Genomic DNA, 13,583 nt, shown 5'->3' with positions numbered 1-13,583 from the left:
GCCGGCATGCTCGATGGACGCCGGTCGATCAGTATATTAATGCGCATATCGATTCAGGCGGATCGGCGGGGATCGCCGGTCGACCGATTCCGGGGTTTACCCCCGTATCGACACCGGGAGGCATCTCTATAATTGCCAACTAATATATTAGTTGGCCGACGCTTCGAAGAAGGCGTGACCGGCGACTCATCCCCACAGGAGACACGTATGCACCTCGAAGACTCAGCAGGCCCCCGCCCGACGGCCCGGGCCTCGACCGCCGCGCCGACCGCCGTGCGCTGGCGGATTTTCTGGCTGCTGTTGTTGCTGTCGTCGATCAACTACATCGACCGCGCGTCGCTGTCCGTCGCGCTGCCGATCATCTCGACCGAATTCAGTCTGTCGCCCGCGATGGAAGGGGTGCTGCTCAGCGCATTCTTCTGGACGTATGCACTGATGCAGATCCCGAGCGGGCTGCTGGTCGACCGCTACAAGGCGCGCACCATCGTCGGCCTCGCGACGATCGGCTGGGGCGCCTGTCAGGCCGTCGCGGCCGTGTGCTTCAGCTGGGTGCCGCTGCTGCTGACGCGGCTCGGACTCGGCATCGCCGAATCGCCGATCATGCCCGCCGGCGCGAAGCTCGCGGGTTCGTGGCTCACGCCGGCCGAGCGCGGCCGCGGCGCCGCGCTGCTCGATGGCGGGGCACCGCTCGGCTCGGCGTGCGGCGCGATCATCATCACGGCGCTGATCGCGGGCCTCGGATCGTGGCGGCTCGCGTTTGTCGTCGCGGGGGCGGGCACGATCGTGGTCGGCATCTTCGCGTGGTGGTACATCCGCAACCATCCGTCCGAGCACGCCGGCGTGAACGCGGCCGAGCTCGAGCACGTGACCGTGCATGCGGCCGCGGCCCGCGCCGGCGAGCCGAAGGCGAGCGTGCCGTTTCGCGAGCTGCTGCGCGACCGTTCCGTGCTGTTCATGTTCGCGAGCTGGGCCTGCTACAACAGCGTGTTCTACGGGCTGATGACGTGGATGCCCAGCTACCTGCACAAGGCGCACGGCTTCGACCTCAAGCAGATGGGCGGTGCGACTTTCATCATCTTTATGTGCGGTTTCGTCGGCGAGCTGTTCGGCGGCTGGCTGGCCGACAAGTGGCGCGCGGCCGGCGGCGCGCCGAATCGCGTGATGCGCGTGATGTTCTCGGTCGCGGGCCTCGCGTCTGCCGCGGCGATCCTCGCGGTGAGCTTCGCGACGGGGCTCGTCAGCGTCGTCGTGCTGCTGTCGATCGCGTTGTTCTTCATCCGCTGGTGCGGGATGTTCTGGGGCGTGCCCGCGACGCTCGGCGGCCAGTCCCGTGCGGGCCTGCTCGCGGGCGCGATGAACTTCGGCGGCAATATCGTCGGCGTCATCGTGCCGATCCTGATCGGCCTCATCGTGCAGTTCACCGGCACCTATTTCCTTGCGCTGATGTTTTTCGTCGTCGCGGCGTTCGGCCTGGCCGTCTGCGCGAGCCTCATCGATTACCGCGACCGGGGCCTCGACTGAAGCCCGTCGCCCGATTCAACCGGAACCGAATCATGTCGTCATTTCCCACCGAAACCCGTCAGGCGCCGGCCGCGTCGCGCGCACGCACGATCCGGCTCGATCCCGCCGACGACGTCGTCATCGCCGTCGAGCAGCTCGTCAGCGGCACGCGCCTCGATGACGAAGGCGTGAGCGTCGCGGGGCTGATCCCACCTGGTCACAAGGTCGCGACGCGCGCGATCGACGCCGGCGCGCCCGTGCGCCGCTACGGCCAGATCATCGGCTTCGCGAGCCAGCCGATCCGGCCCGGCCAGCACGTCCACACGCACAACCTCGACATGGGCGAGTTCGCGCGCGATTACGCGTTCGGCGAAGGCACGCGCGACACCGCGTTCGTGCCCGACGCGCAGCGCGCGACGTTCGACGGCATCGTGCGCGCCGACGGCCGGGTGGCGACGCGCAACTACATCGGCATCCTGACGTCGGTGAACTGCTCGGCGACGGTCGCGCGTGCCATTGCCGATCATTTCCGCCGCGACATCCACCCCGACGCGCTTGCCGCGTATCCGAACGTCGACGGCGTGGTGGCGCTGACGCACGGCGTCGGCTGCGCGGTCGATCCCGACGGCGATGCGCTCGCGATCCTGCAGCGCACGCTCGGCGGCTATGCGTGCCATCCGAATTTCGCGGCGGTGCTCGTGATCGGGCTGGGTTGCGAAACCAACCAGATTCCGCGCCTGCTCGAAACCCAGGGGCTGACGGAGCACGCGCGACTGCGCACGTTCACGATCCAGGACAGCGGCGGCACGCGCAAGACGATCGAGAAGGGCATCGCGCTCGTCGAGTCGATGCTCGCCGCCGCGAACGACGTGCGGCGCGAGCCCGTCGACGCGAGCCACCTGACGGTCGGCCTGCAATGCGGCGGCTCCGACGGCTATTCGGGCATCACCGCGAACCCTGTGCTCGGCGCGGCGGTCGACCTGTTGGTGAAGCACGGCGGGACCGCGATCCTGTCCGAAACGCCGGAGATCTACGGCGCCGAGCATTTGCTCACGCGTCGCGCGGTGTCGCGCGACGTGGGCGAGAAGCTGGTCGAGCGCATCCGTTGGTGGGAGGACTATTGCGCGCGGCATCACGCGGCGATGAACAACAACCCGTCGGCCGGCAACAAGGCCGGCGGCCTCACGACCGTCCTGGAGAAATCGCTCGGCGGCATCGCGAAGGCCGGCAGCACGAATCTCGTCGACGTCTACGAATACGCGATGCCGGTTCGCTCGAAAGGGCTGGTGTTCATGGATACGCCAGGCTACGACCCGATCTCCGCGACCGGGCAGGTCGCGGGCGGCGCGAACCTGATCTGCTTCACGACGGGGCGCGGCTCCGCATACGGCTGCGCGCCGACGCCATCGCTGAAGCTGGCGACCAACAGTGCGCTGTGGCGGCGGCAGGCCGACGACATCGACTTGAACTGCGGCGACGTGCTCGACGGCGGTGTGCGCATCGACGCACTCGGTGCGACGCTGTTTCGGATGATGCTCGATGCGGCGTCCGGCCACGCGACGCGCAGCGAGTTGCATGGCTACGGGCAGAACGAATTCGTGCCGTGGCAGATCGGCGCGATCACCTGATTTGAATTCCCTGCGGCAAGGAGTGCCATTGATGCAATCGAACAACTCATCCACGCGCTATCGGGGCGTGTTTCCCGTCGTACCGACGATCTTCACCGACGATGGCCGTCTCGACCTCGACGGACAACGCCGCTGCGTCGACTTCATGATCGATGCGGGATCGAACGGCCTGTGCGTGCTCGCGAACTTCTCCGAACAGTTTTCGCTGGCCGACGACGAGCGAGACGCGGTGATGCACTGTGTGCTCGAGCACGTGGCCGGTCGCGTGCCGGTGATCGTCACGACGTCGCATTTCGGCACGACCGTGTGCGCGCAGCGCAGCCGCCGTGCGCAGGACGCGGGCGCCGCGATGGTGATGGTGATGCCGCCGTATCACGGTGCGACGTTTCGCGCGGGCGAGGCGGCGATCGTCGAGTTCTTCCGCAGCGTCTCCGATGCGATCGACATCCCGATCATGATCCAGGATGCGCCGGCGAGCGGCACGTATCTGCCGGCCGCGCTGCTCGCGCGGATGGCGATCGAGATTCCGAACGTGTCGTACTTCAAGATCGAGGTGCCGCAGGCGGCCGCGAAGCTGCGCGAGTTGATCCGGCTCGGCGGCGACGCGATCGTCGGGCCGTGGGACGGCGAAGAGGCGATCACGCTGATGGCCGATCTCGAAGCGGGCGCGACGGGCGCCATGACGGGCGGTGCGTATCCGGACGGGATCCGCCGGATCGTCGACGCGTGGGCTGCCGGCCGTGCGGACGAAGCCGAGCGCGAGTACGCGCACTGGCTGCCGCTGATCAATCACGAGAACCGCCAGGGCGGCATCGCGACCGCGAAGGCGCTGATGAAGGCGGGCGGCGTGATCGCGTCGGACGCCGTGCGTCATCCGCTGCCGACGATGCACCCGGACACGCGGGCGAGCCTGCTGCGGATCGCCCGCTCGCTCGATCCGCTCGTGCTGCGCTGGGGCCGCTGAGCGCGGCGCGCGACGGCACGGTTCGACGCTTTCACGATTCAACGATGTTCAATGATGTTCAATGATGTTCAACGAGGACGATTCATGCAGATTTCTGGCGCTTCCCTGATCGGTCGGCGCAGCGTGGTCGGCGCCGCGGGATTCCAGGCGATCGACCCGGCAACCGGCGCGGCGCTCGCCCCCGTGTTCGGCCGCGCGTCGGCGCAAGACGTCGACGCGGCCTGTGCGCTGGCGGCGCAGGCATTCGATGCGTATCGACATACGTCGCTGCACGCGCGCGCGGCGTTGCTCGACACGATCGCCGAGGGGCTGCTCGCGCTCGGCGATTTACTGATCGAGCGCTGCGTCGCGGAAAGCGGCCTGCCGCGCGCGCGCATCGAGGGCGAGCGCGCACGCACCGTCGCGCAGCTTCGAATGTTCGCGCAGGTCGTGCGGGCGGGCGATTTCCTCGGCGTGCGCATCGATCCCGCGCAGCCGGCGCGTCAGCCGCTGCCGCGCGTCGACCTGCGCATGCAGCACGTCGCGCTGGGCCCGGTCGCCGTGTTCGGTGCGAGCAATTTCCCGCTGGCGTTCTCCGTCGCTGGCGGAGACACGGTGTCGGCGCTGGCGGCCGGCTGCCCGGTGATCGTGAAGGTGCATCCCGCGCATCCGGGCACGTCGGCACTCGTCGGCCGTGCGATTCGGGATGCCGTGGACGCATGTGCGATGCCGGATGGCACGTTCTCGCTGCTGTTCGACGACGGTTACGACGTGGGCGCCGCGCTCGTGCGCGATCCGCGCATCCAGGCGGTGGGCTTCACGGGCTCGCGCCACGGCGGCGTTGCGCTGATGGCGCTCGCGGCTGCGCGACCGCAGCCGATACCCGTCTACGCGGAGATGAGCAGTGTGAATCCGGTGTTGCTGTTTGCGCATGCACTCGACGCACGCGCGGAGGCGATCGGCCGCGCGTTCGCGGCGGCGCTGACGCTCGGCGTCGGTCAGTTCTGCACGAATCCGGGGCTGATTCTCGGCGTCGACGGCCCCGCGCTGCGACGCTTCGAGGCCGCGGCCGCCGCCGCGCTGACCGATCTGCCCGCGGCCGCGATGCTCACGCCAGGCATTCACCGCGCGTACGACGAGGCGGTCGCGCGGCTGGGCGCGCAGGCCGGTGTCGAACTGCTTGCGCGCGGCGCGGCGGCCGGTGACGGGATCCGTCATGCGGGCCGCGCCGCGCTGTTCGCCACGCAGGCCGACCGGTTCGCTCGTCAGCCCGAGTTGCACGACGAAGTGTTCGGCCCCGCCTCGCTCGTCGTGCGCTGCCCGGATCTCGACACGATGCATGCGCTCGTTGAGCGGCTCGACGGGCAGCTCACGACGGCGCTGCATGTCGACGACGGCGATCACGCCGCGGCGCGCGCCTTCATGCCGCTGCTCGAGCGGCGCGCAGGGCGCATTCTCGTGAACGGCTTCGGCACGGGCGTGGAGGTCGGGCATGCGATGGTGCACGGCGGTCCGTATCCGGCGACGTCGGACGGACGCTCGACGTCGGTGGGCAGCCTCGCGATCGGTCGTTTCCTGCGCCCGGTCTGCTATCAGGACGTGCCCGACGCGCTGCTGCCCGATGCGCTGCGCGACGCGAATCCGCAGGGCGTGCCGCGCACCATCGACGGGCATCGCGCCGCGCAGGCGTGACGGGTCCGTTCCCGAACGGGCGACGCGGCGATGGCGTACTTTCGACTGATGATTGGCCGCTTGCCCGACGGCCTTTGATGCACGTGCAACGAAGCCGGTGAGGCGGCGCCGTCGCCGCCGTATACGGCTTCTTCCGATTGCGCGACCGTAGGTTTTATGGTCTTGTTGCGGGATATCGCATCGACTCGAAAAAGGACAGTCGAATGCAGCCGGGCGATTCACACGGGGACCGATTGATCAGGGGAATCGGCGCACGTACGCGCGTACGTATCGCCGTGTTCGGGCTGCTCATCATTTTGACGGCGGGCTTGGTTGCCGCTGCGCTTGCGGCGTTCGCCGCCCCTCCCGAAGCCGTCAACGACAACGTGCTGCGCGTGCTTGCATGGCCGGGCTATGCGGACAGCGACGTCGTCAGCGCGTTCGAGGTGCAATTTCACGTACGCGTCGAAGTGACGTTCGTCGATTCCGACGAGGCACTGTGGACGCGGATGCACAGCGCCGCGCCACCGCCGTACGACGTGCTGGCCGCGAACACGGCCGAGATCCAGCGCTACGCGCACGAACGTCTGCTCGCGCCGATCGACCTGTCGCGCATCCCGAACCGGCGGCGGCAGTTGCCGAACTTCCAGCAGCTCGCGACGATCGGCGGGCTCGTGGAAGAGGGCGCCGCGTACGCGATCCCGTTCACGTATTCGTCGATGGGGCTGATCTACGACCGCAAGCAGGTGCCGGTTGCGCCGCACTCGATGCGGGAATTGTGGAATCCTCGCTACCGCGGCAAGGTGCTCGACTTCAACAGTGCGCAGCACAATTTTTCGTTCACGGCGCTGGCGCTCGGCTATTCCGATCCGTTTCGCCTGTCGCCCGCGCAGACGCTCGTGGTCGCGCACAAGCTGATCGACCTGCGCCGCAACCTGCTGACGTACTACACGCTTCCTGAAGAGGCGACCGCGCTGTTCGTCCAGCATCGCGCGGCGCTGATGTTCGGCAACTACGGCACGCAGCAGGTCGAACTGCTCAGGCGCGCCGGCGCGGACGTCGGCTACGTGATCCCGGACGAAGGCGCGCTCGCGTGGCTCGACTGCTGGGCCGTCACGCGCGGCGCGCAGCATCCCGAGCTCGCGTTCGCGTGGATCAACTACATGCTCGAACCGGCGATCGGCGCGCTGCTGACCGAACGCCAGGGCCTCGCGAACACGCTTGCGCCGCCGCCGGGCCTCGACACCGGGCACCAGCATCTCGTCTGGCTCCAGCCCGTCGAGGACATCGCGCGACGCGAAACGTTGTGGAGCCGCATCGTGTCGGGCGACCGTCCGGAGCGATTCGAAAAATGATCCGGCTCGGACTCACGTCGAAACTGTCGGTGCTGTTCGCATGCATCGGCGTGATCGCGTCCGGCGCGACCGGCTATTACACGTATCGCGCGAACCGCGCGATGCTCGTGCAGGAAGCGCAGCACAGCTTGCTGATGTCGACGCAACTGCTCGGGCAGCGCTTTACCACTGCGCTGTCCGACGTTGCGGACGATGCGCTCGTGCTCGCGCAGTTGCCGTCGTGCGCGCTGGTCTCGGACGGCGACAACCGGGATGGCGCGCCACGCGCACGGCTCGAGCAGGTGTTCTACAGCTTCATGAGAAATCACCCCGAATACCTGCAGATCCGGCTGATCGCGCGCGGGGATTTCGGGCTCGAACGCATCCGCATCGATCGCGACGCGCACGGCATCGTCGTGCTGCCGGACAGCGTGTTCCAGGAGAAAGGACAGTTTTCCTATGTATTCGATACGCTCGCGACCGCGCCTGGCCATATCTACCTGTCGCCGATCGTGATCAACCACGAGACGGGGTCGCACGCAGCCGAAGGGCTGCCGATCCTGCGCGTGGGCACGCCGGTCGTCGACACGTCGGGCCAGACGGTTGGCGCGCTGGTCGTCGACGTCGAGCTGTCGCGCGTGTTCGACCGGCTCGAGCGCGATCTGCCGGAAGACTATGGGGTGTATCTCGCGAACGAGTGGGGCGATTTCCTCGTGCATCCCGATCCGTCGCAGACGTTCGGCTTCGATCGCGGCCGGCGCGTGCTGATGCAGGACCGCTTTGCCGTCACGCGCGCGCTGTTCGACAGTACGCGCGTCAACGCTACGGTCAATGGCCTTGCCAATCCGGCCGAGGCACCGGGGCAGATGTTCGCCTTCGCGCGCACGCCGTTCGGGCACGACGAGGGCAACCGCTTCGTCGTGCTCGGGATGGCGCGCCCGCTGGGGGACGTGCTGGCGCCGGCCGGCATGCTCGGCGAACGGATCGTCCGGATGGTGCTCGTATCGAGCTTGTTCGCGGTGATCCTCGCGATCCTGTTCGCGCGTGCGATCACGCGGCCGCTGCAGACGCTCGCGCGCGCCGCGACGCACGTGTTCGACGATCCGGCCGCCGAGCAGCTGCCGGTCGGGCGTGCCGACGAGATCGGCGTGCTCGCGCGCTGTTTCGACAGCATGCGCGTCGAGATCCGCACGCAGGTCGCGATGCTGCGCGCGAAGCAGCTGGAGCTCACGCACCTCGCGGGCCACGATGCGCTGACCGCGCTGCCGAACCGCCTGCTGTTCATGGAGCATCTCGACGCCGCGATCCGGCGCGCGGCCGCGATGCACGAAGGGCTGGCCGTGATGTTCGTCGATCTCGACCGCTTCAAGCAGATCAACGACCAGCATGGGCATTCGGCAGGCGACCGCGCGCTCGTCGCGGTCGCCAAGCGGCTGAGCCTCGTACTGCGCGGCGGCGACATGGTCGCGCGGCTCGGCGGCGACGAATTCATCGTGTTGATTGCGGACGTGCGTTCACCGGCGGTGATCGGCGACGTCGCGTCGCGCATCCAGCTCGTGATGGCCGAGGAACTGGAATTCGGCGACCGGCGCATGGCCGTCGGCGCGAGCATCGGCGTCAGCGAGTTTCCGGCAGACGGCGCGTCGGCCGAGGAACTGCTCGTCAAGGCCGACGCGGCGATGTACGCGGCGAAGGCGTCCGCGCAGCGCGCGTTCGTGCGTTATCAGGAACTGGTCGGCAGCGGGAGCGGCACCGGCAGCGGGACGGACGAAGCGGCCGGCCGGGTCGCGTCGGGCGGCAGCCGGTGACGGCCGGCCGCTGATACGCGCGATGCAAACGCGACGAGCCCGTCGCGGGACGGGCTCGTGGCCGGTGCGGACTGCGCGCGAAGGCGCGCAGTGGCGGGCTTAGTGGCCGAAGTAGATCGAGTCGCGCGGGTTTTGCACCTTCACGGCCGGTGCGCCGCCCTGGACGGCTGCGGCCGGTTGCGCACCGTAGCCGCTGTTGTCGGCGCCGTGCACGCGGGCTTGTGCAGCCTGGATGTCGGCCGGATAGTGCGGGCTCGACTGGCTCGGCTTGTAACCGACGCTTTCAAGCTGGACCAGTTCGTTGCGCACTTGAGCGCGGGTCACGGTGCTTTGGGCGAATGCGCCGAACGAGGCGGACAGGGCGACAGCGGCAACGACTGCGGAAACGAGCGATTTCATGATGACCTCCGATGTTTATTGGCTTCCGCGTTCGACACCATGTCGTAAGCGGTTGATTACATCGTAGGCGCCGGGTGACCTAGGGTAAACGTGGGTTTTAGTGAAAGATCGTTGCAACCGGGGCAATAATTCCGAGACAAACGCCTTCTGTCCCTATTCGGTGTTGCCGGATTTGCAAGGGCGAGGGGGCGGATGCGCGCGGCACGGGGGGGCGTGCACGGATGGGCGCCCGGCGGCGAAGGCGCGGGCGGAGAGGACGAGGCCGGGGCTGCGATGCTGCCGCGTCAGACGTCGTCGTCGATTTCCTTGCGTTCCCGGCGTTCCTCGTTGCCGCGGCGTGCGCGCAGGCGCTGGCGCGACAGCACGGCGATCACCTGCTGGGTCGGCGCGCCGGACGGCAGTTCGTTGCGGATGCGATCGGGCACCATGGGCAGGCCCGCACGCTGCCGGCGCAGCGCCTTGGCGATTGCCCGGCGGCATTCGTCACCGTGGCAATCCCATTCATCGCGGATTCTCTGGCAATAACGGCATTGTTCCATCCGGACAGTCTAACGCGTCTTCGGGATCGGGGCGGGGCGCCGGCCCCAACGTGTCACGCGCCGGGTGCGGTAGCGGCGAGCGCTTGTGCATGCGACTGGAAGCGGTGGTGTTCTTCCGGCGGCACGAGCGAGCCGCCCGTCGCCCAGATCACGTGCGTCGACCGGCGCAGGTCGATCGCGTGGCGATGCACGTAGTCGCGACCGGCCGGGGACTGCGCCAGCCAGCCGGGACCGCCGACGGCAGCGGCGGCCGACGGCTCGAGTGCCACGCCCGTCGCGTGCTGAACCGCGAGCAACTGGGCGTAGAGCTGCGCGTCGCTGACGGTGAAGATGCCCGACAGCAACGACGCCATCAGCGGACTGACGAGGTGCGATGCCTGCGCGACGGCGAGGCCATCGGCCTCGGTCCGATTATCGAGCCCCGCGTCGTAGACGGACACCGGCTTGCCAGGGCCGGCGGCCAGCTGGACCAGCATGCACGGCGAAGCAACGGGTTCGGCAAAGAAGCAATGCACGTGCTCGCCGAACAGTGCCTTGAGACCGTACGCGATGCCGCCCGGTGCGCCGCCGACGCCGCACGGGATATGGACGAAGAGCGGGTGCGCCGCGTCCACGCGGCGGCCCGCCGCGGCGAGCTGCGCGGCGAGAGGCCGGGCGCTGGCCGCGTAGCCGAGGAACAGCAGCAGCGAGCCTTCGTCGTCGACGAAGTGGCTGCGCGGCTGATTGCGTGCCTGCGCGCGTCCGGCCGCGACGGCTTGCGCGTAGTCGCCGTCATGCTCGATCACGCGAACGCCGCGTTGTCTCAGGCGCGCCTTCTTCCACGGCTTCGCGTCGGTCGACATGTGGACGACCGACGCGAACCCCAGCGCGGCGGCCATCACGCCGATGCTCAGGCCGAGATTGCCGGTGCTGCCGACGATGACGGTGTGCGCGGCAAACCGTTCGCGTGCGGCGGCCGATGCGAGGATCCGGCGGTCGCCCGCGGATTCGAGCAGTCCGTGCTCGATCGCGATCGACTCCGCGAGCGCGAGCACTTCATGAAAGCCGCCGCGCGCCTTGATCGAGCCGGCGACCGGCAACGCGTCGTCGCGCTTGATGAACCAGGCGCCGTGTGCGTCTGCCAGGAGCGACAACCTGCGCTGCAGGCTGTCGGCCGGCATCAGCGGCGACTCGATTTTTCCCGCGCTCGCCGCGAGTTCGGGAAACAGCTCGGCCATCAGCGGTTCGCAACGCGCCAGCCGCGCTTCGGCCATCGCAATCGCGTCGAGCGCCGGCGCGTCGGGCGGCAGCGGGCTGCCGGCATGGGGATTCAGCCACAACAATGGGTGGCGGGCTTGCAGTTGGGCTAATAGATCGGCGGGTTGGATCGTGATGGTCATGGGTCGGTCTTGCATTGGATAAGCAGGGAGAATGGCGGGAATGCTACGATTCCGGCAGCCTGCGCAAAAGCGCCGATTTCTAATGAATCCATTAGCCTGACTGATATCTATGCGACTCGACGGTTCGCTCCTGGGGGCGTTGCTCTGCTTTGAAACGGCGGGCCGGTTGCTGAGCTTCACGAAGACGGCGCAGGCGTTCAACCTGACGCAAAGCGCGGTGAGCCAGCAGATCCGGAACCTGGAGGACCGGCTCGGTTATCCGCTGTTCGTGCGCCAGGCGCGCGGCCTGACGTTGACCGAGAAGGGCGGGATCCTGCTCGGGACGATGTCGGGCGCGTTCGTCGACATCAATCGCACGCTTCAGACGCTTGGCATGTCGGATGCTCCGCTGCAGGTCAGTTGCCTGCCGTCGCTCGCGCTGCAATGGCTGATGCCGCGCCTGTCCGAATTTCACCGGCAACAACCGAACGTGCCGGTTCGCGTGAAGGCCGAGTTTCAGGTGCTGGATCGCCAGGCGATGGAGACCGACGACATCGATGTGGCCGTGCGCTACGACCCGGGGCACTACGCGCGGCTGCATGCCGAGGCGATTCTCGACGAAATCCTGTTTCCGGTCGCGACGCCCGCGTATCTGGCGCAGCATCCGTTCTTTGCGAGCGGGGAATCGCTGGACGGCGTCGTTCTGCTGCACGACGCCGCACCGTGGGGCGGCGCACCCGAGTTCGTGGAGTGGCGCACGTGGCTGGAGGAGGCCCGTCCGGTGTGGACGGCGCATCTCGACGGCCCGCAGTTCAATTTCTCGAGCCTTGCCATCACGGCTGCGCTGAACCATCAGGGTGTCGCGATGGGGCGCGCCGCGCTGGTGCACGACGAAATCGCGAGCGGACGGCTCGTGGATGTCTTCGGCACACACGTGCGTGCGCCGGCGCGCTACATGCTGTTGTCGCGCAATCCCGACGATCCGCGTACCGCCGTTTTTTCGGAGTGGCTCAAGGCCGAGTGCGCGCGCTTCGGTGCCGCACGCTCGCGCTTGCTGTCGAACGGAAGCCGGCACGAGTAGGCGATGCTGCCGGACAGGTGGGTCGGAGTGCGAAATAGTTGGGCGGAGGGTACAGCCGTCAACTACAATTTCCCGTCCATCTCCCTACGGATGGCTTGCGCGCGGACGGGCCTGGCGAGCGTTACTTGAGCTGCCAGATACCCCAGATGGCGATCAACAGGCCAAGGCCGAATCCGCAGCCGAGCAACACGTAGGTTTCCATTTCATGCCTCTGAAAGCGCGGCAGTGCCGATGTGGATATCGGCGTGCGAGCAGCAAAGTCGGTGACGTATCGTCCGCACCGTTGGGCGGGGCGATACGCCGGGTCCGCGAATACTACGCTTCGCAGCTTTCAGAACGCATGCGCGATCGATGGCGGAGCGCCACCGGCTAGGGCGTGAACAGGCTCTAGTGCTTGCCCGTTTGCGCGTTGTTCATCTGGGTAACGTGCGATCCGCCGTGCCGGAGCACGCCCGATTTCCAGATCATCTGCGACGCCGCGGCGAGCACGAACAGCAGCACGACCATCCTGAAGATCCGGGGCGACATCTTGTCCCGCAGCGGGCGAACGAGCCACATGCCGGCAATGGCCGGCAGGCTGGCCGCCGCCGAGATCGCGAGGTCGGCGCCGCTCGCGTGCGCGGCGCCGCTGAACGTCGTGATCAGCGTGACGATCGACACCACCAGGATGATCGCGATCTGCTTCGTGAAGACACGCCCGGTCGCGCCGGACGAAATCAGGTACGTGGCGAGCAGCGGGCCCGGCACCGACGCGATGCTTTCCATCAGCGCGGCGCCGAAGCCGAGTGCGAAGCCGACGGGCTTTTGCCATGCATCCGGCAGGTTGAGTTTCGGCGCGGCGAGCATCAGTGCCGCGGCCACGATCAGCAGCGCGCCGGACGCCGCTTGCGCATGACCCGGGTTGAGCGAGAGCAGGATTGCGACACCGACGATATTGCCGATCACGGTGCCCGCGATCGGCGCGGCGATCTTGCGTGCCGTCGCCAGCACCTGGCCGCCTTCCAGCGCCTGCGGGATGTTGCCGAGGATGATCGGCATCGACAGCAGCAGCACCGCATGCCGGATCGGCAGGAACTGGCTGAGAATCGGCATCGCGATCAGCGGCACGCCGATGCCCGTGATTCCCTTGGCCATGCCGCCCAGCAGCAGCGCGACGGCGATGCCGGCCAGATCGAACGCGCTGAGCCCCTGCAGGCTGGAGACCAGCACACCTTCAGTCAGATTGAAATGCATCATGGAATGGCAAGTCGCGGCCTATCCGGCAGCGAGCGCTGCCGACGGAGCCTGTTGCGGTCGCGTGCATGTTGCACGCATTTGTTCTG

At 67.8% G+C, this 13,583-nt stretch carries 11 protein-coding genes; 7 read left to right on the top strand and 4 right to left on the bottom strand.

Annotated features, from left to right (window positions below; translation table 11 throughout):
- The first annotated feature begins 207 nt into the window (after positions 1–207).
- The 6 genes from QZM67_RS03095 to QZM67_RS03070 all read left to right on the top strand — a co-directional run bounded on the left by QZM67_RS03095 (position 208) and on the right by QZM67_RS03070 (position 8,884).
- The gene (locus QZM67_RS03095) at positions 208–1,521 is read left to right on the top strand and encodes an MFS transporter (RefSeq protein WP_175025157.1); all 1,314 of its coding nucleotides are present in this window, start codon (positions 208–210) and stop codon (positions 1,519–1,521) included.
- A gap of 32 nt (positions 1,522–1,553) precedes the next feature.
- On the top strand, positions 1,554–3,128 hold the full coding sequence (locus tag QZM67_RS03090; RefSeq protein WP_175025158.1) for a UxaA family hydrolase: 1,575 nt from the start codon (positions 1,554–1,556) through the stop codon (positions 3,126–3,128).
- 31 nt (positions 3,129–3,159) lie between these two features.
- Positions 3,160–4,092: a dihydrodipicolinate synthase family protein gene (locus QZM67_RS03085; RefSeq protein ID WP_175025159.1), complete on the top strand. Its 933-nt coding sequence runs from the start codon at positions 3,160–3,162 to the stop codon at positions 4,090–4,092.
- Positions 4,093–4,176: 84 nt separating this feature from the next.
- Positions 4,177–5,763: an aldehyde dehydrogenase (NADP(+)) gene (locus QZM67_RS03080; protein WP_301800733.1), complete on the top strand. Its 1,587-nt coding sequence runs from the start codon at positions 4,177–4,179 to the stop codon at positions 5,761–5,763.
- 203 nt (positions 5,764–5,966) lie between these two features.
- Complete coding sequence (locus QZM67_RS03075) at positions 5,967–7,097, top strand: extracellular solute-binding protein (RefSeq protein ID WP_301800732.1); 1,131 nt, start codon at positions 5,967–5,969, stop codon at positions 7,095–7,097.
- Positions 7,094–8,884, top strand: coding sequence for a GGDEF domain-containing protein (locus tag QZM67_RS03070; protein WP_301800731.1), 1,791 nt, complete (start codon positions 7,094–7,096; stop codon positions 8,882–8,884). Before QZM67_RS03075 ends, QZM67_RS03070 begins: the two co-directional genes overlap by 4 nt.
- A 99-nt stretch (positions 8,885–8,983) precedes the next feature.
- Here the strand turns inward: QZM67_RS03070 and QZM67_RS03065 are convergent, their stop codons facing one another.
- From QZM67_RS03065 to QZM67_RS03055, 3 genes are all read right to left on the bottom strand, one after another.
- A complete protein-coding gene (locus QZM67_RS03065; protein ID WP_175025163.1) occupies positions 8,984–9,283 on the bottom strand; it encodes a DUF4148 domain-containing protein in 300 nt (99 codons plus the stop codon).
- A 284-nt stretch (positions 9,284–9,567) separates the two neighbouring features.
- Positions 9,568–9,822 carry a hypothetical protein gene (locus QZM67_RS03060; RefSeq protein ID WP_027791787.1) on the bottom strand — a complete coding sequence of 85 codons (255 nt, stop codon included), beginning with the start codon at positions 9,820–9,822 and terminating at the stop codon, positions 9,568–9,570.
- A gap of 53 nt (positions 9,823–9,875) precedes the next feature.
- On the bottom strand, positions 9,876–11,216 hold the full coding sequence (locus tag QZM67_RS03055; RefSeq protein ID WP_301800729.1) for a D-serine ammonia-lyase: 1,341 nt from the start codon (positions 11,214–11,216) through the stop codon (positions 9,876–9,878).
- A gap of 88 nt (positions 11,217–11,304) precedes the next feature.
- Between QZM67_RS03055 and QZM67_RS03050 the strand changes: the two genes are divergently transcribed.
- Positions 11,305–12,261: a LysR substrate-binding domain-containing protein gene (locus tag QZM67_RS03050; protein WP_301801400.1), complete on the top strand. Its 957-nt coding sequence runs from the start codon at positions 11,305–11,307 to the stop codon at positions 12,259–12,261.
- Between the two features lie 387 nt (positions 12,262–12,648).
- Here QZM67_RS03050 and QZM67_RS03045 read toward each other — a convergent pair whose 3' ends face one another.
- Complete coding sequence (locus QZM67_RS03045) at positions 12,649–13,497, bottom strand: sulfite exporter TauE/SafE family protein (protein ID WP_089452786.1); 849 nt, start codon at positions 13,495–13,497, stop codon at positions 12,649–12,651.
- Between the last annotated feature and the right edge of the window lie 86 nt (positions 13,498–13,583).

Source organism: Burkholderia sp. AU45251, from assembly GCF_030482905.1.
Classification (GTDB): domain Bacteria; phylum Pseudomonadota; class Gammaproteobacteria; order Burkholderiales; family Burkholderiaceae; genus Burkholderia; species Burkholderia aenigmatica.
This window is presented reverse-complemented; position numbering and strand designations above follow the sequence as displayed.